Source organism: Halomonas sp. AOP22-C1-8, from assembly GCF_052378905.1.
GTDB classification, from domain to species: domain Bacteria; phylum Pseudomonadota; class Gammaproteobacteria; order Pseudomonadales; family Halomonadaceae; genus Vreelandella; species Vreelandella citrativorans.
The window spans coordinates 66,800-88,983 of the sequence record NZ_JBQSYD010000001.1 but is presented as its reverse complement, the minus strand read 5'-3'; the positions used below and the strand labels follow the sequence as shown (position 1 = coordinate 88,983).

Genomic DNA, 22,184 nt, shown 5'->3' with positions numbered 1-22,184 from the left:
TCCTTGGCACACAGCGATAATAAAGCCAGATAATCGTGAGAATAGCAGTGAGAATTAAGCGTAATGTTTTTGTCTGCTGCATTCATGCGCCAATGAAAAGCATTTTATGTTTGTAATATGATAAATCGCGCTACTAAGGCACGCTAAATGGATGGAATGATTAAATTGTTTGCCGTTATTCTATCTAACGGTTGGCAGGATAAAGGGTAATGCTGACGACGTTTACGTGGTACATCATCACATCAATTTATGCGTTCTCTTTTGTTCTCTGGCCAAGGTCGATGCGCTATGCCTGTTGTAGATATGTTGATGAGAAAGGATCAGAACAAAGAGAGCGAAAAGCATGCCGATAACGCCTTTCGCCGCCAACGTCGCAATGTCTACGCGTTATACGTTATTGCTTTACTGCTGCTGTTCAGCCTATTCGGCTGGTTTTTAAAGGAGCAGCGTGAACAGGAGATAGCCTCTGCTGAGGCGCAGAGCGATGCGCGTGCCAGCCTGATTGGTGAGTGGGTAGAAAGCATCTTCTCTCAAACGTACCACGTGCTGGTCAGTGTCGCTGACCTTCAGAACATGCCTGATGTGGTCAGCGCCACGCAAATGTCTCGGATGTTAAGCGATCGTCATCGCTATGCTCCCCTGGTTCAACGAGTGGTTCTGTTGGATAGCCAAGGAATCATGATTGCCAGTAGTGGAGATAACCACTATCAGGGAGCGGATTTTAGTGACCAGGATTTTTATAAAGTCTTGAGCGACCCTGACTATCCCATGGAGGACATCGTTACGCCGCTTTACTGGTCCAGTGAGGAACAAACCTACTCTCTGATACACGCGTTACGTCTGACAGATTCATCAGGTGCCTTTGCGGGCATGGCATCAGCACGTGTGGCATCACAAGCATTTGCCGACATGGTTAACCAAATGCAGATTCGCCAGGGTGAAAGCATCGCCCTGGTAGACGCCACGCTTAAATTAATCGCCCGCAATCCTGGTGACGAGCGCACGCAAACCGGGGGACAAGTGGAGGGAGTGACCGTACAACGCGTCCTGGACAGCGGCCAGACCCCGTGGTCGGACGTGATGTGGTCTTCTCTGGATCAACGTGAGCGAATTTTTTGGGTACAGCGCATCGAAAACTATCCGATATGGGTGGCTATCGGTATGGATTTGGATGAGGTGTTAGCGGGGTGGCGTCAGCGCGCCGGGATTACCATCGGTATCTTTATCGCTATTGTTTTGTTGGGCGCATGGGGAGTTCGTCATTACCTTAAGCGGATAAGGTTAGCTCAGTTATTACAACATCGCCTTAAAGAGCTTGATCAGGCGCGTACCCAAGCCCAGACAGGAGAAGCTCGGCTCAGGACGCTTATTAACTCTATCCAGGACTTGATCATCGTTTTCGACCAAAACAATCAAATCACCTATACGCATGCCCTGGATGAAGGAATGTTGCTGAAAGGCAAAGATAGTCTGTTAGGTAAACATTATAACGAGGTAATGCCCCCTGGTTTATCCAAGCGCTTTGATACTGTCTTTGAGCAGGTAAGGCAGCATCGCCAAGCAGTTACGCTTGAATATCAGTTGAGGGTGCCCAGGGGAGAACATTTTTTTCAGGCCGTAGCAAGCCCCTTGGTGCATCCTGATGGCCGCTTTTCCGGCACGTTGCTGGTCGCGCGCGATATTACCGAAGCCAAACAGAGTGAAGCGGAGCTTAATATCGCGGCCGCTGCTTTTCAGGCACACCTGGGCATCATCATCGCGGATGCCGAAGGGAAAATACTGAAAGCCAATCCCATGTTTACTCAGATTACCGGCTATAGCGAAGCCGAAGTGATTGGCCGTGACGCAAAGATGTTTAATTCGAACCGCCACGACCCTGGTTTCTATCGCCGTTTATGGCGCAGCGTCAAACAGCAGGGCCGCTGGGAAGGCGAAGTTTGGAGCCAGCGCAAGAGCGGCGATATCTTTCCCGAGTGGGTCGTTATTAGCTCAATCCGTAATGCTGACCAGCAGCTAACCCATTACGTGGCCACCGTTGTCGATATTAGCGAACGCAAAGCCGCTGAACAGGAGATCCACCAACTGGCGTTTTATGATTCGGTGACGGGGCTGGCGAATCGCCGTCTCTTTATGGACCGCTTGGGCGCAGCGCTTAAAGAGGCGCGCCGACATCGCTCTTATGGTGCGCTTCTGCTTATCGATATCGATCATTTCAAACAGGTTAACGATGTGTTTGGGCACTCTATCGGTGACCGTTTGCTTCAGGGTGTTGCGCGTCAGCTTCATCAACAGCTGCGGGAAAGTGATACCTTGGCACGTTTTGGCGGTGATGAGTTCGCGATACTCATTCAGTCGCTGGATACCGATGCGGCTAAAGCGGCTCAGTTGGCTGAGCTCATCGCCCATAAGTTGATGGTTGCCATACGCCGTACCAGTTCACTCATTGAGCACTCGGTCAGCGTGACGGCCAGCATCGGTATCACCCTCTTGGACTATTCGACCAACGAGCAAAATGAGTATCTTCAGCAGGCGGATATGGCGCTATTTCAAGCCAAGGCGAGAGGCCGTGATACGCTGTGCTTTTTTGACCCCGATATGCAGGCAACGCTGTTAGCCTCAACGCGTCTGGAACGTGACTTGCGGCAGGCACAGGCGCTTAACCAGTGGCAGCTTTATTATCAGCCCCAAGTGGAAGTAAATGGAAAGACGACCGGGGTCGAGGCACTTTTGCGCTGGCAGCATCCCGAGCGGGGTCTTGTATCACCCGGGGACTTTATACCGCTGTTAGAGAGTACCGGCCTGATTATTGAAGTAGGTGCATGGGTGCTGGAGAGGGCCTGCTACCAGTTGGCGAGCTGGGCACAGCATGATCGGTTCTGCCACTTGACGATGTCGGTAAATATCAGCCCTCTGCAGTTTCACGATGCTGAGTTTATACCGCGTATCACGGCTATCTTTGAACGTACCCAAGCACCGCTTGACCGCTTAAAGCTTGAAGTGACAGAGTCGCTGTTTGTGGATGACCGCGACAGGGCCCGCGATAAAATGTTGTTCCTAAAAGCGCTGGGCGTTCGCCTCTCACTGGATGATTTTGGGACCGGTTATTCATCCCTTGCCTACCTGGCCCAGCTACCCTTGGACCAACTGAAAATAGACCAGAGTTTTGTGCGCCAGGTGCTGACCAGTAGCGCGAATGCGGCGATTGTCGAGAGTACCATTGCGCTGGCAAAAAGCCTGAACCTGGAGGTGATCGCCGAAGGAGTCGAAACCCAGGCGCAGCAGGCGTGGTTATTCGCCCATGGCTGCCACGCCTATCAAGGTTATCTGTTTGGGCGTCCGGTCACCATCGACGCGTTGGAAGCGGAGCTTGATGTTTCTTGATATCAGCCGTTTTGATGAAATGGCGCGGGGGAGAGCATTGACGCAAGTGCCGTGGTATCTGGCACCGTACTCGCCAGCGCTTCAGGGATAATGATTTCCAGCCGCGAGTCCTGCCGCCAGGCGCTACTGTCTACGTTTAGCGCACCGTCAGCGCGGTTAAGCTGCTGCCAGCCGCTGGTCGTATGAAACACGCCTTTAATACGGGCATCACGGGGTAATTCACCTAAACATTGCGCCAGGCTGTCCAGGTCAAAGTGCTCGTCAGGGTGCCAGCGCAATCCCAAGCTCACGTAGCCCAGCGCCACACCGGTTTCCTGCTGTGGTGCGCCTTTGGCTGGCGGAAAGTCAAAAAATCCGCCCTCCAAACCAGGGGGCGCGGTTAATGTGCGGTGTGCTTCCGGAACGGCCAAGTCGTGGGCAGGACTTTGGCCACTGTGCGTTAATCGTTCAAGTGGCAGTTCGCCATTGGTAACCGGCTCGACCCATTTACGCGGCGGCCATAAGGCATTGGCAAACTGCAGCGCTGCCTGCTGCTGTTGATCGGTGGCCTGGTCCCATAAGGTGATGGCTACCGCATCGGCGATCGCCAACTGGTCCTGAAACGTTTCATGATTGAGCGCACGCGGGTCATCCAGGCGGCGTGGGTCCAGCGTGGCAATAATATCGCGCACATCAACGACATCGTGAAAGGCCTCGCCGCGCAGCAGGTCCAGCAAACCGGCGGGGTGGCCAAGTCCAGAGGGTTCAATAATCACGCGGTCTGGCTTACTGCGTGCCAGCAGGTTAACAAGCGCTGCCTGCATAACAAAGGCGAGCTGGCAGCACAAACAGCCGCCAGGCAAGCCTTTAATAACGATATCGTCACGTTGCTCAAACATCGCCTGGTCGATACCAATTTGACCGAACTCATTCACTAAAATGGCCCACGTTTCATGCGCAGGCTTTTGTTCAATCAGACGGTGAATGAGGGTGGTTTTACCACTTCCCAAAAAGCCGGTGATGATATGAACCGGCACTTTTGCCAACGCTGCCACGAGTTAACCCCCTGTCATATTCATAAAGCGAACAACCTGAATGTCGCCGTCGGTCGTGAAATGGTGCCGCTCGGGTTTGAGCGGTAGTGCATTCACAATCGCCTCTTTAAGGCGCGGCATATCACCGGGATAGCGGCGCAGCACGGCGCGCAAGTCGACCGAATGTTCGTTACCCAAACAGAGCAATAAACGGCCTTCTACCGTGACCCGCACGCGATTACAGGTGTCGCAGAAGTTGTGGCTGTGCGGCGATATAAAGCCAACCCGGCTGTCACTGTCGGCCATTCTAAAGTAGCGCGACGGGCCTGGCGTGGTTTCGGTGGTCGGGGTTAGCGTATAGCGCTTTTCAATCAGGGCCTGTACATCATCACTTGAGTAGAAGGTTTCTGCGCGTGAGTGATCGGACACATCGCCCAGCGGCATCTCTTCAATAAAGCTGATATCCAGCCCTTCGTCACGCGCAAAGTCGACAAGGTCCAGCACCTCATCATCATTACGACCTTTTAAAATAACCGCATTTAACTTGATGCGGGTAAATCCGGCCTCTTTTGCCGCATGGATGCCGTCAATAACGCGTGTTAAATCGCCGGTGCGGGTGAGCTTTTTAAAGCGCTCCGGGTCCAGTGAATCCAGGCTGATATTGAGACGGCGCAGGCCACCTGCATAAAGCCGTTTGGCATGTTTACGCAGACTGGCGCCATTGGTGGTCATGGTGAAGTCGCTAAGCCCGGGCAACTGGCCAATGTCATCTACCAGCTGTTCTATGTCCCGGCGCACCAGGGGCTCACCACCGGTCAGGCGAATTTTTTCAACACCCAGTTCGGTAAAGGCCTGGGCGACCATGCTGATCTCTTCAAGGGTAAGCACTTGGGCACGCGGAAGAAACGTCATTTCCTCGCTCATGCAGTACACACAGCGGAAGTCACAGCGGTCGGTCACCGAGATGCGGACATAGCTAACTCGGCGACCAAAGTCATCTATTAGTTGCTTAGTCATGGCCATCTCACAAGTGGTTGAATGCAGACTACCTCGCCAGCTTGTGCACCGTCCTGGTCTTCGGGTAGCTCGATCAGACAGTTAGCCGCGACCATCGAACTTAACATGCCGGACCCTTGCGCGCCTGTCGTGCGTACGTGGAGCACACCTTGCGTATCGCTATGGTAAATGCCGCGCAAAAAATCGGTACGCTGGTAGCGGCTGTTAAGCACTTCATCCGCGACAGCGTAAAGCCTGGGTGGCGGAGTCATGGGGAGTGCCTGCAAGTGATGGAGCAACGGCACGACAAACTGTGAAAAGGTTACCATGACAGCGACAGGGTTGCCGGGCAAGCCCACAAAGGGCGTACGCGACTCTCCCATCCAGCCGCAGGCCAGTGGCCGCCCTGGGCGTAACGCAACACGCCAAAACGTTAGTTGGCCCAGTTGTTCAAGGGCAGGCCGTGTAAAGTCAGCTTGCCCCGCCGATACACCGCCGCTGGTGAGCACCAGGTCGCTCACTTGGGCAGCCTGGGATAACGCCTTACGTATCGACTGCTGATCATCGGGAAGAATACCCAGATCAATCACCTCAGCGCCCTGTTCGGTTAATAAACCCATCAAGGTAAACCGGTTGGCATCATAAATGCGGGCATTCTCCAGCGGCTCGCCAGGCGCTGTCACTTCATCGCCGGTGGAAAACAGTGCAACCGTCGGTGGCCGGGCCACGCAAACCTGTGCCACGCCGAGCGATGCAAGTAGCCCCATACTAGCGGCATCCAAACGCGTTCCTTTTGAAAGCGCCAGGTTGCCCTTGAGAATATCTTCCCCGGCCAGGCGTACGTTCTGGCCACGCTTAACGCGCTCAGGGTTTGCGATGTGGAGGTGCTCGCCGTGCGTTGTTAACTGCTCCTGCATAATGACCGTATCGGTGCCCTCCGGTAGCGGGGCACCCGTGGTAATCCGCACGCAAGCGCCTGGCGGCACGGCGCCATGAAAACCATGCCCTGCCAATGCATGACCGATAAGCGGCCATTGGGATGACTGTGTGTCTGGCCAGGCAAGGGCAATACCATCCATCGCGGCGTTGGTGCTGGGCGGGACGTTGATCGGCGCCATAATATCGTGTGCCAAGCGGCGGCCATGGGCACGGTGCAGGTCAATGACTTCATGGGCCAGCGGTCTTTCAATAAGCGTTGTCAGCGCCTGGCGGGCTTCTTCCACGCTCAGCATCTGGTCGCCAAGGTCAAAGCAGGAGAGCGTCATGGTACGTTCCTGGCGGATAGGCATTGCGCTTCCAAGCGGCTTTTCTCTTCGGCGGTATTGAGATTGGCGAAGGCGTCGGGGCAGTCGGACATATCCACACGGCGCATATTATGGCGTGCATACCAGCGCTGAATTTTACGCTCGCCGCTTTTCAGGGCCGCCTGAAGATCATCCGCCAGTGCGGTGCGTATCAAGGCCACCGTAGGGTGCAGATGCTGACCATCAAACGCCACGGCGATATCGGCGCTTTGTATGCCTGCCAGCATTCGTGCGACCAAGTCGTCCGGGAGATGCGGCGTATCGCAAGGAGCTATCAATAGCCACGGCGTGTTTGATGCGCGCAGCCCACTATAAATGCCCATTAAAGGACCTTGGAAGCCTGATTCCGCATCACTGATCACACGCCCAAACAGGCGGTAGGCGTCAAGATTACGGTTAGCGCTAATCAGCAGTTCAGCAACCTGCCCTTCAAGCCTGGCCGCTGTGTGGGCAAATAGAGGTAGCCCAGCAAAGGGCTCCAGCCCCTTATCGCGCCCGCCCATGCGGCGGCCTTCACCACCAGCGAGCACCATGCCGGTTAATGCGTGGGTCGTGATCATCGGCATGTCTCCTCTGGCCGATCAGCCTTGCCATTTCCAAGTGTAGATCCCTTGTCGCTATGATGGCGGCCAAGGGCCTTGCTTGTCTATGCGCTTGTCTATGCGTTAGATGCTTGATGGTAAGCACTATGACCCATATCAAACAGTGGGTTCGCCTGGCTACGTTATCGGGTGGAACAGCGCCTATAAGCGGTGTCTTTTGGTATGCTGCACGACAGTCACTTTTTATGAGGGAAACGCTAATGTCAGATTTTAACGAGTTTGATCAGGCTACTCGCACTGAGCTTGAGGCAGCTGCCTTTCGGCGTTTGCTGAGCCACCTGGACGATAACAAGGACGTACAGAATATCGACCTAATGATCCTGGCGAACTTTTGCCGTAACTGCCTTTCCAAATGGCTGGTGAGCGCAGCCGAAGAGCGAGGCGAGCGGCTTGATTACGAAGCCGCGCGCGAGTACGTCTACAAAATGCCCTACAGCGAGTGGAAAGCGCACTATCAGGGCACTGCAACGCCTGAACAGTTGGCGGCGTTGGACGCTCGCCAAGCCAAGAAAAACAATCAGGAGTAGCATTATGGAGCCGATGGTTGCCCTCAATATAGCCATACTGACGATTTCAGATACGCGCACCGAAGAGAGTGATCGCTCTGGTCAGCAATTGGTCGAGAGTTTGAACGCCGCCGGCCATCGGCTCGCCGATAAGCGTATTGTGGCTGACGATATCTACCAGATTCGCGCTATCGTGGCCCAATGGATTGCCGACGCCGGGGTGCAGGTGATTATTACTACCGGCGGCACCGGCTTTACCGGCCGTGATTCCACACCGGAAGCCATTTCGGTACTGCTGGATAAGCACATCGAAGGATTTGGCGAGCGTTTTCGTCAGCTAAGTGGTGAGGAGATTGGCAGCTCCACCATTCAAAGCCGCTGCCTGGGTGGCTTGGCGAATGCCACGGTCATCTTCTGCCTGCCAGGCTCAACCGGCGCTTGCCGTACGGGCTGGGAAGGCATTTTGAAAGAGCAGCTCGATAGCCGTCACAAACCGTGCAACTTTGCCAACCTGGTGATTCCCGAGCGAGGCCAGCATGGCTGATTTGCAGCCGACTGATTTGCAAACAGCTGACTTGCAAACAGTAAGTGCCGCGCTTGAAGCGCTGCTGGCTGGCGTGAGTCCCGTCAGTGCGGAAGAAGCCGCCTTGGACGCCGCTGGCGGGCGGGTGCTGGCTGACAACGTGATGGCAGCGCTGAACGTCCCGCCCTTTGATAACAGTGCGATGGATGGCTATGCGTTGCGCACAAGCGATGCGGGCCGGTGGCTGCCCATCAGCCAGCGCATTGCGGCAGGAACGCAGGTAGCGCCGCTGGCACCCGGTAGCTGTGCACGCATCTTTACCGGTGGCGAGTTGCCAGCAGGCGCGGACTGCGTCGTTATGCAGGAGCGCGTTAGCGTTGAGGCAGGCAAGGCCTTGATACCGGACAATATTCCGCCTGACGACAACGTGCGCCGCCAAGGGCGGGATGTGCGTTTGGGCGACTGTTTGCTCAACAAAGGGCTGCGCTTAGAAGCGGCCGCGTTGGGGCATTTAGCGGGGCAGGGCATTACCCAGGTGAGCGTACGCCGCCGCCCTAAGGTTGCCCTGCTCTCGACCGGCGATGAAATCGTCGACCCCGGCACGCCGCTGGCACCGGGGCAAATTTATAACTCCAACCGGCCCATGTTAAAGCGCCTGCTTGAGCGCTTTAGCGCTGACGTGGTGCAGGTCGTTAGTGTGCCGGATGACTACGCGCAAACGGTGGCGCTATTAACCCAAGCCGCCGCTGACGCCGATGTCGTGGTAAGCACTGGCGGTGTCAGTGTTGGGGAAGAAGACCACGTTAAGGCCGCGCTTGATGCCTTGGGCGAGCTGGATTTATGGCGCTTGGCCATACGCCCAGGCAAGCCCTTGGCGCTAGGCCGCTTGCCTCGCGCTGACGGTAGTGAGGCAAGGTTTGTGGGTTTGCCGGGCAACCCGGTTTCGGGGTTTGTGGGGGCCTGGCTATTTTTGCGCCCGCTCATGGGGGCGTTGTTGGCCTGCCCAACACTGAAGGCATTACCAACGTTAACCGCAACGGCGAATTTTGAGACCTCGACCGGGCCGCGCCAGCACTATATGCGCGTAACGCTTAATTTTGCACCTTCCGGTATAACGGCCCAGGCCTTTGCTGACCAGAATTCCGGCGTATTGTCGTCGTGTATTGAGGCCGATGCCTTGGCGGTTATCCCTCCCCATCATCAGATAACACCCGGCGATACCGTTAGCTGCTTATGGTTGATGGGGTAAGCAGGCGCGTTCTCCTGACCGTTAAACAATGGCGTGGGGCACAAAGCAGGATGAATCCTTGGTAATTCGCCCTACGTCCTCCCGCACGCCGATCCCGCAAGCACGATCACCCACCACCCAACTGCCGATTAACGCGTGATGTTCGCCAAAGCGCGGCATGGGGTGGTAGGCCTGGCGAATCCAAGGGCTGTCCGTATAGGGGCCATCCACTGCCTCACGCTGACCCTCTGGCGTTAACAGCTCAATATTGCTGCCTTCGCGTGAAAAGAAGGGCTTGCGTACCCAGCCGGGCGGCAGCGGTGAAGGCGAGCGCTCTTCAAAATAGGCAGGTAGCAGATTAGGGTGGCCCTTAAAGTGTTCCCACAGCAGGGGCAGAATGCCCTTGTTAGAAAGAATCGCCTTCCACGGTGGTTCAAACCAGTGGGTGTGCAGCTGGGGAATCTTTTCGCCAAACGCATCGTCGGCCAACTCTTCCCAAGGGTAGAGTTTAAACAGTGCCTGAATGGGCTGATTATCCAGGTCAATAAAGTAGTCGCCGTCGCGCTGGTAGCCAATATCTTCGGTATAAATGAAGGGCGCTTTTAAACCGGCCTGAATGGCTACATCCTGCAGGTAGTGTACGGTTGCACGCTCTTCGTCGTTATCCTTGATACATGAAAAGTACATCTCGGCGCTGCTCAGCCGGTCGCCAATATGCGCCATCGCATTAATCAGCCGCTCCTGAATGGAATTATATTGGTCAGCGTGGCGCGGGATGATGCCCTGTTGAATGGCCTGCTCCAGCCATACCCACTGGAAAAAGCCCGCTTCATAAAGCGAGGTGGGCGTATCGTAGTTAAGCTCAAGCAGCTTGGCGTGGCCCTGGCCTGAATAGGCAAAATCCATCCGCCCATAAAGGTGTGGCTGGCCAGACACCCAGGAGTCGTGAATGGTGTCCCACATGAACTCCGGCAGCGCCAGGCGTTGCATCAGCGCATTGGAGTGACAGACACGGTCAACAAGCTCCATGCACATTTCATGCAGCTCTTCGGTAGGCGCCTCAATATCCCGCTCTATTTGATCCAGCGAGAACTGGTAGTAGGCGCTCTCTTTCCAGTAGGGTTCGCCGCCGATGGTATGAAAATGAAACCCCAGCTCGTGGGCCAGGGTTTTCCAGTTGGCGCGTTCTGCAACATCAACTCTAAGCATGGAGATTCCCGAGGTACATCACGAGCCCCAGCCGCCGCGGGCGGATGAGCGAGAACCGAAGCCGCGACGTTGCGTGGCCTGGCGGTTCTGGGTCGCCGTGGTACGCAGGGCCTGGTGGCGCTGATTGACACGCTGGGTTGCCTGGTTGGTGGCGGTGTTCCAGTTGCCCTGGTTCTGACGATTGCGGTAAACCGGCTCCTGATAAACTCCCCGGTTGGTCGCACCACGGCTGGTGCGTGACATCATGTTGCCCACCATGTAACCCATCATGGCTGGCATAAACCAGCCACCGCCGCTGCTGCCGGTGGCCGCCTGCGACTGCTGTTCGGTGGGGGCCGTGCAGGCTCCTTCACCGTGTTCAGCCTCACACTCTTCAAGCGTATTGAAGCGGGGGACTTCTTTAATGGACGCCTCGTAGGCATCTTCACAGGCGCTGCGGGTATATACATCGGCGGCCACGCACTCATCAACACTCTGGTAGCTGCGTGGGCTGTCAAAGCTTACATCGGTCGTTTGCTCTGGCTGGCCACACGCCGTTAGCCCGAATGCGCTGGCGCCCATCATCGCAAGCGAGAGGCGGGCGCTGCGTTTGCGTCGCGGCAGGTGTGGGGTCTGATCGTTATGTGCCATCGTTAAACTCCTTACCACGTCATCGAGGCGGCATTAATCAGGCCAACTGCAATGGAGACACTACCCGCCAGAATACCGTAAGCCATATGACCTTCAGTGATATGCAGTGACAGGCTTTCTCCCTGATTCTTCAGCACCATCTTCAGACCAAAGAAAGCCGCCAGTTGAACACCAAACGCGATGATGCCCCACAAGATGAAATCGATGAAACTGATGGAGTTGGCCATAGCGCTGTAGAGCGGCAGTGTAAAACCGACGATAGAACCCGCATAGGCCGTGGCCGCCGCAGCATTACCTTCGCGAATTAACGTCCACTCGTGGTGGGGCGTGATACGGCTATAACAGTACATAAACGCAACGAGAAGCACGAGTGCGCCGATCAGATAGCCCAAAAAGTGGGGTAAGCCTTGTAAATACTGCATGTATAAAATCTTCCTTGGTTGAGAGTCAACGTTGTGGTGATGGCGTGTGTCGGGGCTTGCCGCGTTTAAATAGCATCAATATCGACCGATGTAACATCAACACCGAGATTTTGTACCAGCATAAACCCACCCTCACCGTCATCTTCTGCATTCAGCAATACATATTCCATGCGCTCGGAGTCTTCAATAGGGCGCTCGTACAGCATGGCATGGTGGGTAACGCTGCGCGTCATGACGCTTTCGGTGGTCATTACCTGCTCTTCAAGCACGACGGGCGGCGACCAAAGGCTCGCTTCATCGCCCCACACACGCTGAAACTGGCAGGTGCGCTCGGAAGCATCGGTCGCCTCGACAGCAATCGTTTGTGCACCCAGCTGGCCTGCCTTTTTATCGCTTGCGTTGATCAGCGCATCGAACTCGATATCCGACAAATGCGTCACACGATAAAAATCAAACAGCTTGTACTCAATCACGCGCTGGTTTTCGACGTTGGCTTGTAGCCACGTATCGTTATCCAGATAAAAGCGTACCAAGTGGGCGCCCTGGCCAAGGTCGACATGCCCGACAGCCGCAACATGATGATAGGGCGCGCTGTCCCACCCAAAGAGTGCGTCGGAATAGGCGCTGAGCTCAGCCAGCTGAATGTTGACGCGACCGTCCAGGCGCAGCCCTGCGAAATCTTCTTGCGACATGCCGGTGGGCAGGCCCGCGGTAAAGGTAGATGGACTTTCTGCCGAAGGGTTCGCCGCCACATTGGAAGTGCCGAACAGGGCCTTTAGTGTCTTAAACATTCGAGAGGTCTCCAAAGGGCAAGCAAGTAGAGCGGACAGATGGGTGCTGAATAAATAGTGGCCCAGTAACGTGCAGGCCCGCCGGTGGGCGGGCGCTGTGTCACATTATGCTTGCGGGGTGTTTTTCTTGGCTTTTAGGCGTGCCAGTACATCTTCGGCTTTGCGCTCATTGGCACCAATACCCGCCGCTTTCAAACGAGCATCCAGTGATGAACCGCTCTCTTCGGCAGCCATTTGATCAGCTGCCTCCATCTGGGCAGAGTTAAGCTGCTGGCGCTCACGGATGCGCTCAAGAGACTCCATTGCACTGCCCATGGCGCTATTTTGGCCGGAATGGCGCGCTGCTACGGCAGACTGAGCCTTCTGTGCAGATTCTGTCGCTTTTACCACGCTCACCTGCTGTTTTAGCTGGCGCAGCTGGTTTTCCGTATTGCGAATGGCCCCACGCAGGCTTTCAATGCTAGCGTCGTACTCGCTAACGATGCTGCGCTCGGCGTCCAGGTCATCTTGCATACTGACCATACGCTCGGCAACTTCGACCGCCAACGCTTCTTCGCCTTTGTCCAGCGCGGCTTCAGCACTTTGCTCAAGCTCGGTAATTTTGCCTTCCAGGGTATCTGCTTTGTTACTGTTCAACTGGCGTTGACCCATTAAGCGCGCAAGTTCGGTTTTGGACTGTTTCAGGTGATTTTCAGAATCACGAATTTCCTGGTCCAAAATACGTAGCGCTTGAGAGTCTACGACGGTCTGGCCGGTCTCATTCGCTTTGCCACGTAACGCCGTCATGATTTTGCTTAACATAAGGGTTGCTCCTAAACGCGTATTAAGAAAAGTGATCTTGAATTAAATCGGCGACTTCCATGGCAGCGCTGGCTGTGGCATGCAATTCAGCACAAATAGACACCAGCTTTGAATCGCCAAACAGCTGCCCGTAAGCCACGTAAAAGTCGCGCTCATCAATTGAAACGATACCGATAGAGGCAAGCGGAAGCGCAAGGCCTTGGCGCAGTAACACGTCGTTAAGTTCAGCCGGATTGGAAACGCTGTCCAGTGGGGCAATGGCGGTCATGGCAATCCACTCATTGTCACTGCGCGAAAGCGTTAACGTTAAATTGCCGTAATCGTGAAGCTCCCAAATCAACGTTTGGTTGGCTTCATCTAAACTAACATTGGCGGCTGGCCACTCCAGTTCAGCGGCTTCTTCCTGAGCGGAGGCATCGTTAATAACGCGATAGAGTTCGGCTGCCGAGAAAGCACCCGTTTCATTGTGAGTAATCAAAGCAGCAAGCTCCTTATGCAAAATGAAGGTTATGTTAGCACTGACAATTCATCATCTTCTAATAACGCACTATCGCATTTGAGTAAAAGGCTACGCTAACACGCTGCGCACCTGGATGTTTCACTATCAACAGCGCTTCTTGAGCGAGCCTATTTAAGACCCACAGGCAGGAGAGGAGTTCTTCGTTAAGCGTACGATAAAAGGAGCCGATAACATGGATAAGGATAGCCAACCGCCCAGTTACGCTTCAGCAGCAGGCTGAGGTGCTACTGCTTACGTTATCTCCGTGAGCTTGTTTTAATGTAGGAGTGTTGGAAAGCTACTCGAATGTATATCAAAGCGTATGATATATATTTCGCTGGTGGTGGAAGATGTTAAGCGTCACGTTCCGGCCCTGAAGACAGTAAGGCGGTCGGTCGCTCTTATAAATAAAAGGGGTGGGAAACAGATGGCTGAGAGCAAACGTTCCAACGCTCAACGGCTTAGGGACTCGTTGGAAGATGACATTATTAATGGGCGGCGGGTGCCAGGTGAACGGCTTGACCCGGACGAGCTAGGGCGAACGTTTAATGTTTCTCGCACGCCCGTGCGTGAAGCCTTCCAGCAGCTGGTGGCTAGCGGTTTGGTCACCGTATCACCGAAAAAAGGCACGTTTGTGGCCAAGGTCGGCATCGACCAGTTAATCGAGATGTTTGAAGTCATGGCCGAGCTTGAGGGCATGTGCGGGCGCCTTGCGGCCCGACGCATTAGTGACCCGGAGCTGGCAGAGCTTCAGGCGGCCCATCAACGCTGTGAAGCAGCGGCACACGCGGGCGATACCGACGAGTACTACTACGAAAATGAAGCGTTTCATGACTGCATCTATGCAGCGAGCCACAATACGTTTCTAGCCAGCGAAGCTCGTCAGTTAAAACAGCGCTTAAAGCCCTATCGTCGCCTGCAATTGCAGGTTCGCCAGCGCATGCATAACTCCTTGAGCGAGCACCAGAGCATTGTCGATGCCATTACCCAAGGCGATGCCGCACTGGCTGAGCAAGCGCTATGCGACCATGTGCTGATTCAAGGCGAGCGATTCAGCGACTTTGTGGCCAGCGTGCGCCGTATGGAGGCGCCGGCCAGTCAGCCGGGGTAGGTGATGTCCGTATTGGTGGGGTAATGGTCCTTGCCGACACGTCGAACTCGGCGGAAACTCTCCCTATTAACGATCTGGAGAGAGAACGTGACGCGCCATATTGCCTTATTGGCTTACCCCGGTTGTCAGCTGTTGGATGTCAGTGGCCCCTGGCAGGTGTTTGCCAGTGCCAATGCGCTAAGCCCGGAGCCCTTGTACCGCTTAACCCTGGTCGCCGATGCGCCTGGGCCGGTAATGACCAATGGCGGCCTGGCGGTGTACGCCCGCCACACCTATGCCGAACTTTCCCAGCGGCTGCCTTTGGATACGTTACTTATTGCAGGTGGCAGCGGTGTGATGGCGTTACGCCAAGACCCGCACGTGTTGACTCTTTTACGTGAGCTGGCGCCTCACGTGCGCCGGTTAGGCTCTATCTGCTCAGGGGCTTTCTTACTTGCTGCCGCCGGGCTTTTAGATGGCCAGCGCGTCACTACCCATTGGCGCCACGCCGACCAGCTTGCCGAGGAGTACCCCGCGCTTAATGTTGAGCCCGATGCGCTGTATATCCAAAGCGGTGATCGCTACACCAGCGCCGGGATAACGGCCGGTATCGATCTGGCGCTTTCGCTGGTAGAAGCCGACCACGGCGCTGCCCTTGCCGGGCAAGTAGCACGAGAACTGGTGATGTTTCTGCATCGCCCCGGCGGGCAGTCGCAGTTCAGCGAACTTCTACGCTGCCAGCAAGATGCAGGCCCGTTGCGTCGCTTGCTGGATCATCTGCATGCCGACCCTGGAGGGGCACATTCGCTGGAAAGTATGGCGGCCTTAATGGCCGTATCACCACGCCATCTTACCCGCCTATTCAAGCGCCACTTAACCACGACGCCGGTTACTTATTTGACCCAGCTACGCTTGGAGCAGGCGCGTTTGGCGCTGCTGGATGGGCAGCAAACGGTATCGCTTGAGCGGTTAGCCGAGCGTTGGCGTTTGGGCGGCGCCGAGCAGCTGCGCCGCCAGTTTCAACGTTACTACGGTGTTTCCCCTTCTGTGTATCGTCAGCGCTTTGGCGCGGCGGCTACGTCTGCCCTTACGCCTACGCCTTTGGAGCCATCGCCATGCCATTAACCGTTACGCTGTTATCGCTGTGCCAAGCGCTGTTGGTCAGTGGCAATATCCTGCTGATTGCCGTATCGCCCCTCATTGGCGCCTCGCTGGCACCAACGGCTAATTGGGCCACTGTGCCGGTGGCCAGCCAATGGCTGGGGCTGATGTGTGCCACTATTCCCGCCTCTTTAATCATGGGGCGGCTGGGGCGCAAACGCGGGTTTGTGCTGGGCAATCTTATTGGCTTGATAGGTACGGCCGTGGCCATTTTGGCGCTACGTCAGCAAAGCTTTGGTCTGTTCCTGCTGGCGACCTGGCTGATTGGCATCGGTATCGGCTTTGGGCAGCTCTACCGCTTTGCGGCCCTTGAGGCAGCCCCCACGGCACTGCGCGATAAAGCGCTTGGTTTAGTGATGGGCGGTGGGGTGGTGGCGGCATTTGCAGGCCCCTGGCTTGCCCGCTTTAGCCGTGAGCTGAGCGAGACGCCGTTTTTAGGTAGCTTCGTTGGGCTTGGCGTGCTGTATATGTTGGCACTGGGCATATTGCTTTGTACGCGGTTGCCGGTCGCTTTTGTGCAGGCAGTAGAGGGTGAGAAAAGACCCTTGTCCGCTATTCTGCGCCAGCCCGGTTTTCTATTGGCTGTTAGCGCGGCGGCCATTGGCTACGGCGTGATGAATCTGGCCATGACCGCCACACCGCTGGCGATGGAAGGGGCCGGACACAACTTTAACCATGTCGCCACCACTATTCAGTGGCATGTGGTTGCCATGTTCTTGCCCTCATTTTTTACCGGCCATTTGACGGTGCGCTTTGGTGCCCCACGCATGATTAGCGCTGGCTGCTTACTGCTGGTGGCAAGCGCAATTGCCGCACAGTTTGATGCCGGGCTAGCGGGCTTTAATGTTGCGTTGATCCTGCTGGGGCTTGGTTGGAATTTCACTTTCCTGCCCGCTACCGGGTTATTGACGCAAAGCTATCAACCGGCAGACAAGGCGCGCACTCAAGCGGCCAACGAGTTTCTGGTATTCGGTACGGCGGCCTTGACAGCGCTACTGGCGGGGCCGTTGGTTAACACCCTGGGCTGGGCGATGCTCAATGCGCTGCTGATTCCTGTCTCGTTACTGCCTATGGTGCTGCTGGCATGGCAGCGGCGGCCAAACGCGCCTCTGCTTTCTTAAGATGTTATAACATAGTTATATTCTTTTATTTGTTACGTCAGGTGGTTGAATGATTGCTAAACGGGAACGCGGCAAGCTGGAGCGCCAGCTTGTTGCTTCGCTAACTGAAGTCTGTGAGCAGGCCAAGGCCGAGGTGGTTGGGTTCGTCTGGTTAACTCACTGCGTGGACTACCAACACTTCCCCGAAAGCCTGGTGGTTATCTGGGTATTTGATACCGATGCCCATTTAGCCTCAGCGCTAAAGGGCGAAGCCAAACAGCGCCTGCATGATTTCACGGCCAGCGCTTTGGCTGAGGCGGGTGTGGCGCTGGATAGCATCACACCGCACATTGACTTCGATAGTGAACAGGCGTGCCAGCGCACCCATGGCGGTGACTGGCAGCGTCGTCTGCGCGCGCGAAGTGTGAGGCACTGATGGCCAAGAAAATCGATAGCCCCTGCATATCCGCCTGTCAGTTGAAGGGCGGCATGTGCACCGGTTGTGGGCGAAGCATAGAGGAGATCCGCCACTGGAAATCCATGAAGCGACCCGAAAAAATCGCCACCATCAAGAGGGCTGAACAGCGTTACAAGAAGCTCAACAAGTAACGGGCGTTAGGAAAATATCGTTCGGGCGGCGTTTGGTTAAAAATCACCCGGGGCGCATTGCAGGCAGGTAAGGCCTAGAGTGCGCCACTGAGCAACTACCGCATCGCGGTCGTCCAGCACCAGCCAAGGCTCGAAACCGTCTTCGCGCATGGTGCTGAGCAGGGCTTCCTTGACGGCTTCATCGTCCACGTGGTCATGGCCATCCGGGCGCAGGTACATGGCGTCAAACGGTATGGCGTTGCGGGTCAGCCATTCGTGGGTATGTTCGCGGTGAGTGTCCGGGCGGCCGCTGCAAATGATGATCTGCTGGCCCTGGGCTTTCAATAGTTTCACCAGCCGGGCGACCGGTTCGATCACTGGCGCTTCGGCCATAAACGCAAAGAAGGGGTCCCACTGCTTGGCAGGGCCTAACACCCATTCGTGTACTTTCGTGGGGTGAAATTCAGCTAACGTACCGTCAACATCGACAATCACGGCGTGGGTCATGCAAGGCTCCTGCTATTCAAGGTGTTGGCATTTAAAACGTGCGTATTCAAGGCGTGAGTATTTAAGAAAAGAGTCTTTTGCGTGGCGAGGCGCGCACCCAATAACGTGCACCAAGCGCCGAGTGCCGGTTCGGATAAGTGGGTAAACAGCGGCACCACACGTTCGGCGTTTACTTGATCGGCAAGCGCAACCAGGTGCGAGGCGCGTAGGTGCACATTCCAGCGCTGCCAGAGGATGTCGCCAGCGGTAAGCTCGGCGCAGCGCGAAGGCGTCAGATAACCGGTGTGCAGCAGGTGAAAACCTGGCCACATGGCCGCTGTATCACCCCGGTCGCTGATCAGGTTGAGGCTTGGCTGGGAAGCATCGGGGCGCGCCAGAAGTGTTTGAATCCTGTCATCCGCGTTTGAGCGGCGAAGCGTCGCGGGGAGCGCCAGTAGGGTTTGCAGGTTGGCGCGAATAATCGGATCAATGGCGAGCGAAAGTCCGCGAGCATCCACCTCTTCGGCTAGCCAAAGTGCCATCTCAAGCGCTCGGCCTGATTCAGGCACCGGGAAAACCAGTGGGCGGCTCAAGTGTTCGCTGATAGCGTCCACACATGCCTGCTGGGGTTGATCGTAGGTGCCATAAGAAGCGTCCAGTAACGCAATGCGCGCCGGTGGCGGCGTATCAAACGGAAACAGCCGGGACTCAAAGCAGGCGTCGCCGCTGTAGAAAATGCCGCCCTCGACATCCAGGTGAATCCAAACCCCGCCCAACGAGTGGCCCGCCTGCCCGGTAGTCACCGTAATACCGGCAATTTGGCAGGTACCGCGTTCGGGTAGCGGCTGCCAGGTGCGTCCGTTGGGAAGTGACTGAGCAACCAGCGGCGTGCAGTAAAGCGGCAGCGTAGCGGGCAGCTCGCTGACGCCGCCAATATGATCGATATGGTCGTGACTGATAATCACCGCATCGACATCAAGCCCGCTTGCCCAGGTGATTGGCTCGCCTGGGTGCAGCGCGCCGCCGGCATCCAACAGAAGCCGCTTGCCGTTGGTTTCCACCACAATAGCTGCCGGGCCTTTATCGCCCAAGCCGCTTAACATGTTGACGCTGGCACTCATTGGTCAGGCTCCAAACACCAGCCTTCCAAGAGCGTCAGCGCTACCTGCTGGCCCAATTTCAGGGCGTAAGGATGATAGGCGAGCAGCGTTTCGCCACTGGGCATGCGCAGGTGAAGCTCATAGCGCTCGCCACGAAAGGTCTGGCGCTCGACGCGAGCGGTTAAGTCTTGCTCGCTTGGCGCCTCGGGATGCACCTGAATATGCTCCGGGCGCACCAGCACCGCTTGATGACGCTGGGAAGCGGGAGACGTCAGCCCCTGTATCAGCTCATGGCCGCCAAGGCGCCTGCCCGGCGCGCCGGTGCTTATCATCAACTGGCTGCCCTGGCCGATAAAGCTTGCTACCCAGGAAGTACGCGGCTCGCGGTAGAGCGTTTCGGGCGTGGCCCACTGCACCAGCTTGCCCGCCTGCATCACCGCGATACGGTCGGCCAGCGCCATGGCTTCGCTTTGGTCATGGGTGACGTAGACCATGGTGGCTTCGGTGCGGCGGTGAAAATCTGCAAAGCTGTGCTCCATGGAGGCGCGCAGGTGGCGATCCAGGTTCGCCAATGGCTCATCCAGAAGCACTACTGACGGGTCGGTGACCAGGCAGCGGGCGAGTGCCACGCGCTGGCGCTGGCCGCCGCTTAAGTCCTGCGGCGTGCGCTGGGCGTAGGGCTCAAGTGCCACCAGGGCAAGCGCTTGCTCAACGCGGCGCTGATAATCCGCCCCGCGCACGCCGCGTAGTTTTAGCGGGTAGCCGACGTTATCGGCGACGTTCATATGCGGCCACAGCGCGTAGGATTGAAACACCATGGCCATGTTGCGCTGCTCGGGGAGCACGTGGTGCTGCTCGCTGGCCAGAAGCTGGTTGCCCAGATGGATGTCACCGCCGCTTACCTGCTCAAACCCGGCCAGCATACGCAGCATGGTGGTTTTGCCACAGCCGCTGGGGCCGAGCAGGGCGACGAACTCACCCGGTTCAACCGTTAATGAAAGGCCATCCACGGCCTTGTGTTCGTCAAACTGTTTGGTGACTTGCTTGAGGGTTAGCCCTGCCATGGCACGACTCCTTTGGGTAAACGCGGGGCCAGAAGGCTAAGCGACAGCATGAGTGAAGCGACCATCAGCACGACCAGCACGGACACCGCCGAGGCCAGAACGCTTTCGCCACCTTCATCGAGGTTGAAAATCAGCACGCCCAGGGTTTCGTTGCCAGCGCTCCATAACAGTGCCGAGACGGTCAGCTCGTTGACAGCCAGCAGAAACACCAAAAGCCCACCGGCAAACAGCGCAGGTGCAATCAACGGCATCACGATAGTGGAAAGGCGGCGCCAAGGGCCGGCACCGGCGAGCTGGGCGGCTTCTTCAAGGGAAGGGTCAAGCTGTGCAAGGCTCGCGCTGACCGGTTTGAGGCACACCACCAGAAAACGTGCCAGATAGGCCACGAAGATCAGCCCCAACGTGCCGTACAGTGCGACGTTGATAATGGGCAGTGGGCGCACGAACAGCAGAATGCAAGCAATTGCGAGTACCACGCCGGGCAGGGCGTAAGGCAGTTCGATAATGCTCAGCGTCAGGTTTTGCAGGCGCGGTGGAAGCCGCTGAAGGCGATAGGCTAGCGGCAGGCTGCACAGCATGAGCACCACGGCTGCGCCACCGGCAAGCCAGAAGCTATTGCGCATGGCACGCCACGTGGCGCCCTGGCGGCCAATCACTTCATGGTAGGCGTTCAACGTGGCGGTATCGGCGTTGAGCGGTACGCCCATGGCCGGCACTAGCGAGCTGACTACCAGCGCCACCAGCGGCGCGACAAGAATGACCAGCAACACACTGACCAGCAGCACCGTGACCAGCGCGCGAAAGCGGCCGAGTGAGAAATCATGGGCGCGCCCGCTATGCCCCACCAGCCCGAAACGGCTGCGGCCCATCCAGTGTTGCTGAAGCGCCACGCCCGCCAGCGCCAGCACGCCGATCAGCAGCGAAAGGGCGGCCATCTCAGCCAGTACGCCAGTGCCAAAACTGGCCATGCGCTGATAGATCAGCGTAGGCAGTACGTAGTAGCTTGCTGGAATGCCCAGCATGGCCGGGATGCCAAAGTTACCCAGGCTTGAGATAAACGCCATGGCGGCACCGGCCACCAGGCCGCTTCTCGTCACGGGCAGAACAATATGCCGCCATACCTGATTCTGCCGGGCGCCGCTAATGCGGGCGGCTTCGACTAGTTCGCGGGGTAGAGAAAGTAGCGAGGTGCGCAGCGCCAGAAACACCAGCGGGGCGCTTTGAATACCTAACAGCAGGGCGATGCCTTCCGCCGAGTAGAGCGGCTGAGGGCTGCCCAACGGCGGCGCCATGCCGATGCTTTTTAATAGCGGGCTTGCCGGGCCAAATAGCTGTAACCAGCTAAGTGCCGTGACCTGGGGCGGAATCATCATCGGCAACATAAAACAGAACACTAGCCACGCCTTGCCGCGAATGTCGGTGAGGGTAATCACGAACGCAAACAGGCTGCCCAGCGCAAGGGCAATCAGCATGCCCAGCCCCGAGGTATACAGGCTGTGCCACAGCGCTCGCCAGGTACTCGCTGATTGGAGCACACGCCATAGCGGCGCGTTGCCCCCTTGGGTCAGGTCGCTTAACGCCTCAACCAACAGGCGCAGGCTAGGCGCCAGGCTCAGCAGGACGACGGTAAGCGTCAAAAGGGTAAGCAGCCAGCGGTGCTGGCTGCCTTGGGTAAGACTCGGTGACATGA

The 22,184-nt window shown here is 56.6% G+C and carries 23 protein-coding genes; 9 read left to right on the top strand and 14 right to left on the bottom strand.

Features of this window, described 5'->3' with window-relative positions:
- Positions 1-309: 309 nt before the first annotated feature.
- Positions 310-3,381, top strand: a complete 3,072-nt coding sequence (locus ACT3TY_RS00420; RefSeq protein ID WP_444627070.1) for an EAL domain-containing protein — start codon at positions 310-312, stop codon at positions 3,379-3,381.
- Positions 3,382-3,383: 2 nt separating this feature from the next.
- Here the strand turns inward: ACT3TY_RS00420 and ACT3TY_RS00415 are convergent, their stop codons facing one another.
- Genes ACT3TY_RS00415 through mobA form a run of 4 tightly spaced genes read right to left on the bottom strand, consistent with a single transcriptional unit; the run spans position 3,384 to position 7,254 of the window.
- Positions 3,384-4,415, bottom strand: a complete 1,032-nt coding sequence (locus ACT3TY_RS00415) for a CobW family GTP-binding protein (RefSeq protein ID WP_444627069.1) — start codon at positions 4,413-4,415, stop codon at positions 3,384-3,386.
- Positions 4,416-4,418: 3 nt separating this feature from the next.
- Entirely contained in the window at positions 4,419-5,411 is a 993-nt protein-coding gene (gene moaA / locus ACT3TY_RS00410; protein ID WP_441677462.1) for a GTP 3',8-cyclase MoaA, read from the bottom strand.
- On the bottom strand, positions 5,408-6,655 hold the full coding sequence (gene moeA, locus ACT3TY_RS00405; RefSeq protein WP_444627140.1) for a molybdopterin molybdotransferase MoeA: 1,248 nt from the start codon (positions 6,653-6,655) through the stop codon (positions 5,408-5,410). Before moeA ends, moaA begins: the two co-directional genes overlap by 4 nt.
- Entirely contained in the window at positions 6,652-7,254 is a 603-nt protein-coding gene (mobA, locus tag ACT3TY_RS00400) for a molybdenum cofactor guanylyltransferase MobA (protein WP_441677464.1), read from the bottom strand. Before mobA ends, moeA begins: the two co-directional genes overlap by 4 nt.
- Before the next feature lie 242 nt (positions 7,255-7,496).
- Between mobA and ACT3TY_RS00395 the strand changes: the two genes are divergently transcribed.
- Genes ACT3TY_RS00395 through ACT3TY_RS00385 form a run of 3 tightly spaced genes read left to right on the top strand, consistent with a single transcriptional unit; the run spans position 7,497 to position 9,574 of the window.
- The gene (locus tag ACT3TY_RS00395) at positions 7,497-7,823 is read left to right on the top strand and encodes a DUF1244 domain-containing protein (protein WP_444627068.1); all 327 of its coding nucleotides are present in this window, start codon (positions 7,497-7,499) and stop codon (positions 7,821-7,823) included.
- A 4-nt stretch (positions 7,824-7,827) separates the two neighbouring features.
- The gene (moaB, locus tag ACT3TY_RS00390; RefSeq protein WP_444627067.1) at positions 7,828-8,346 is read left to right on the top strand and encodes a molybdenum cofactor biosynthesis protein B; all 519 of its coding nucleotides are present in this window, start codon (positions 7,828-7,830) and stop codon (positions 8,344-8,346) included.
- Entirely contained in the window at positions 8,339-9,574 is a 1,236-nt protein-coding gene (locus tag ACT3TY_RS00385; protein WP_444627066.1) for a molybdopterin molybdotransferase MoeA, read from the top strand. Before moaB ends, ACT3TY_RS00385 begins: the two co-directional genes overlap by 8 nt.
- 21 nt (positions 9,575-9,595) lie before the next feature.
- On the opposite strand, the gene ACT3TY_RS00380 is transcribed toward ACT3TY_RS00385, so the two are convergent.
- The 6 genes from ACT3TY_RS00380 to ACT3TY_RS00355 form a co-directional block, all read right to left on the bottom strand.
- Positions 9,596-10,762 carry a glutathionylspermidine synthase family protein gene (locus tag ACT3TY_RS00380; protein WP_444627065.1) on the bottom strand — a complete coding sequence of 389 codons (1,167 nt, stop codon included), beginning with the start codon at positions 10,760-10,762 and terminating at the stop codon, positions 9,596-9,598.
- A gap of 18 nt (positions 10,763-10,780) precedes the next feature.
- The gene (locus ACT3TY_RS00375) at positions 10,781-11,392 is read right to left on the bottom strand and encodes a DUF1190 domain-containing protein (protein WP_444627064.1); all 612 of its coding nucleotides are present in this window, start codon (positions 11,390-11,392) and stop codon (positions 10,781-10,783) included.
- Positions 11,393-11,403: 11 nt separating this feature from the next.
- Positions 11,404-11,814 (bottom strand): DUF350 domain-containing protein, encoded by a 411-nt coding sequence (locus tag ACT3TY_RS00370; RefSeq protein ID WP_172117914.1) that lies wholly within the window; start codon positions 11,812-11,814, stop codon positions 11,404-11,406.
- 65 nt (positions 11,815-11,879) lie between these two features.
- Entirely contained in the window at positions 11,880-12,605 is a 726-nt protein-coding gene (locus tag ACT3TY_RS00365; protein ID WP_444627063.1) for a DUF2491 family protein, read from the bottom strand.
- A 105-nt stretch (positions 12,606-12,710) separates the two neighbouring features.
- Complete coding sequence (locus tag ACT3TY_RS00360) at positions 12,711-13,406, bottom strand: PspA/IM30 family protein (protein WP_087111027.1); 696 nt, start codon at positions 13,404-13,406, stop codon at positions 12,711-12,713.
- 22 nt (positions 13,407-13,428) lie between these two features.
- On the bottom strand, positions 13,429-13,884 hold the full coding sequence (locus ACT3TY_RS00355; RefSeq protein ID WP_087111029.1) for a DUF2170 family protein: 456 nt from the start codon (positions 13,882-13,884) through the stop codon (positions 13,429-13,431).
- 448 nt (positions 13,885-14,332) lie between these two features.
- On the opposite strand from ACT3TY_RS00355, the gene ACT3TY_RS00350 reads away from it, so the two are divergent.
- From ACT3TY_RS00350 to ACT3TY_RS00330, 5 genes are all read left to right on the top strand, one after another.
- Positions 14,333-15,016 (top strand): GntR family transcriptional regulator, encoded by a 684-nt coding sequence (locus tag ACT3TY_RS00350; RefSeq protein ID WP_444627062.1) that lies wholly within the window; start codon positions 14,333-14,335, stop codon positions 15,014-15,016.
- A gap of 87 nt (positions 15,017-15,103) precedes the next feature.
- Positions 15,104-16,120 carry a GlxA family transcriptional regulator gene (locus tag ACT3TY_RS00345; RefSeq protein WP_444627061.1) on the top strand — a complete coding sequence of 339 codons (1,017 nt, stop codon included), beginning with the start codon at positions 15,104-15,106 and terminating at the stop codon, positions 16,118-16,120.
- The gene (locus tag ACT3TY_RS00340) at positions 16,111-17,277 is read left to right on the top strand and encodes an MFS transporter (protein WP_444627060.1); all 1,167 of its coding nucleotides are present in this window, start codon (positions 16,111-16,113) and stop codon (positions 17,275-17,277) included. The genes ACT3TY_RS00345 and ACT3TY_RS00340 overlap by 10 nt, the downstream gene beginning before the upstream one ends.
- Positions 17,278-17,326: 49 nt before the next feature.
- Positions 17,327-17,692 carry a hypothetical protein gene (locus ACT3TY_RS00335; RefSeq protein WP_444627059.1) on the top strand — a complete coding sequence of 122 codons (366 nt, stop codon included), beginning with the start codon at positions 17,327-17,329 and terminating at the stop codon, positions 17,690-17,692.
- Complete coding sequence (locus tag ACT3TY_RS00330) at positions 17,692-17,865, top strand: DUF1289 domain-containing protein (RefSeq protein ID WP_172117922.1); 174 nt, start codon at positions 17,692-17,694, stop codon at positions 17,863-17,865. The genes ACT3TY_RS00335 and ACT3TY_RS00330 overlap by 1 nt, the downstream gene beginning before the upstream one ends.
- 36 nt (positions 17,866-17,901) lie before the next feature.
- Here the strand turns inward: ACT3TY_RS00330 and ACT3TY_RS00325 are convergent, their stop codons facing one another.
- The 4 genes from ACT3TY_RS00325 to ACT3TY_RS00310 are packed head-to-tail and all read right to left on the bottom strand — an operon-like array spanning position 17,902 to position 22,182.
- The gene (locus tag ACT3TY_RS00325) at positions 17,902-18,351 is read right to left on the bottom strand and encodes a phosphatase domain-containing protein (protein WP_444627058.1); all 450 of its coding nucleotides are present in this window, start codon (positions 18,349-18,351) and stop codon (positions 17,902-17,904) included.
- Positions 18,348-19,451: an MBL fold metallo-hydrolase gene (locus tag ACT3TY_RS00320; RefSeq protein WP_444627057.1), complete on the bottom strand. Its 1,104-nt coding sequence runs from the start codon at positions 19,449-19,451 to the stop codon at positions 18,348-18,350. The genes ACT3TY_RS00325 and ACT3TY_RS00320 overlap by 4 nt, the downstream gene beginning before the upstream one ends.
- Entirely contained in the window at positions 19,448-20,494 is a 1,047-nt protein-coding gene (locus ACT3TY_RS00315; RefSeq protein WP_444627056.1) for an ABC transporter ATP-binding protein, read from the bottom strand. The genes ACT3TY_RS00320 and ACT3TY_RS00315 overlap by 4 nt, the downstream gene beginning before the upstream one ends.
- A complete protein-coding gene (locus ACT3TY_RS00310) occupies positions 20,482-22,182 on the bottom strand; it encodes an ABC transporter permease (protein WP_444627055.1) in 1,701 nt (566 codons plus the stop codon). Before ACT3TY_RS00310 ends, ACT3TY_RS00315 begins: the two co-directional genes overlap by 13 nt.
- Positions 22,183-22,184 lie beyond the last annotated feature (2 nt).

Excerpts from the sequence above, each read along its gene's own strand:
- ACT3TY_RS00420 (WP_444627070.1), top strand. The coding sequence starts at position 310 with ATGAGAAAGGATCAGAACAAAGAGAGCGAAAAGCATGCCGATAACGCC.
- moaA (WP_441677462.1), bottom strand. The coding sequence starts at position 5,411 with ATGACTAAGCAACTAATAGATGACTTTGGTCGCCGAGTTAGCTATGTC.
- moeA (WP_444627140.1), bottom strand. The coding sequence starts at position 6,655 with ATGACGCTCTCCTGCTTTGACCTTGGCGACCAGATGCTGAGCGTGGAA.
- mobA (WP_441677464.1), bottom strand. The coding sequence starts at position 7,254 with ATGATCACGACCCACGCATTAACCGGCATGGTGCTCGCTGGTGGTGAA.
- ACT3TY_RS00395 (WP_444627068.1), top strand. The coding sequence starts at position 7,497 with ATGTCAGATTTTAACGAGTTTGATCAGGCTACTCGCACTGAGCTTGAG.
- moaB (WP_444627067.1), top strand. The coding sequence starts at position 7,828 with ATGGAGCCGATGGTTGCCCTCAATATAGCCATACTGACGATTTCAGAT.
- ACT3TY_RS00385 (WP_444627066.1), top strand. The coding sequence starts at position 8,339 with ATGGCTGATTTGCAGCCGACTGATTTGCAAACAGCTGACTTGCAAACA.
- ACT3TY_RS00380 (WP_444627065.1), bottom strand. The coding sequence starts at position 10,762 with ATGCTTAGAGTTGATGTTGCAGAACGCGCCAACTGGAAAACCCTGGCC.
- ACT3TY_RS00375 (WP_444627064.1), bottom strand. The coding sequence starts at position 11,392 with ATGGCACATAACGATCAGACCCCACACCTGCCGCGACGCAAACGCAGC.
- ACT3TY_RS00370 (WP_172117914.1), bottom strand. The coding sequence starts at position 11,814 with ATGCAGTATTTACAAGGCTTACCCCACTTTTTGGGCTATCTGATCGGC.
- ACT3TY_RS00365 (WP_444627063.1), bottom strand. The coding sequence starts at position 12,605 with ATGTTTAAGACACTAAAGGCCCTGTTCGGCACTTCCAATGTGGCGGCG.
- ACT3TY_RS00360 (WP_087111027.1), bottom strand. The coding sequence starts at position 13,406 with ATGTTAAGCAAAATCATGACGGCGTTACGTGGCAAAGCGAATGAGACC.
- ACT3TY_RS00350 (WP_444627062.1), top strand. The coding sequence starts at position 14,333 with ATGGCTGAGAGCAAACGTTCCAACGCTCAACGGCTTAGGGACTCGTTG.
- ACT3TY_RS00340 (WP_444627060.1), top strand. The coding sequence starts at position 16,111 with ATGCCATTAACCGTTACGCTGTTATCGCTGTGCCAAGCGCTGTTGGTC.
- ACT3TY_RS00335 (WP_444627059.1), top strand. The coding sequence starts at position 17,327 with ATGATTGCTAAACGGGAACGCGGCAAGCTGGAGCGCCAGCTTGTTGCT.
- ACT3TY_RS00330 (WP_172117922.1), top strand. The coding sequence starts at position 17,692 with ATGGCCAAGAAAATCGATAGCCCCTGCATATCCGCCTGTCAGTTGAAG.
- ACT3TY_RS00325 (WP_444627058.1), bottom strand. The coding sequence starts at position 18,351 with ATGACCCACGCCGTGATTGTCGATGTTGACGGTACGTTAGCTGAATTT.
- ACT3TY_RS00320 (WP_444627057.1), bottom strand. The coding sequence starts at position 19,451 with ATGAGTGCCAGCGTCAACATGTTAAGCGGCTTGGGCGATAAAGGCCCG.
- ACT3TY_RS00315 (WP_444627056.1), bottom strand. The coding sequence starts at position 20,494 with ATGGCAGGGCTAACCCTCAAGCAAGTCACCAAACAGTTTGACGAACAC.
- ACT3TY_RS00310 (WP_444627055.1), bottom strand. The coding sequence starts at position 22,182 with ATGTCACCGAGTCTTACCCAAGGCAGCCAGCACCGCTGGCTGCTTACC.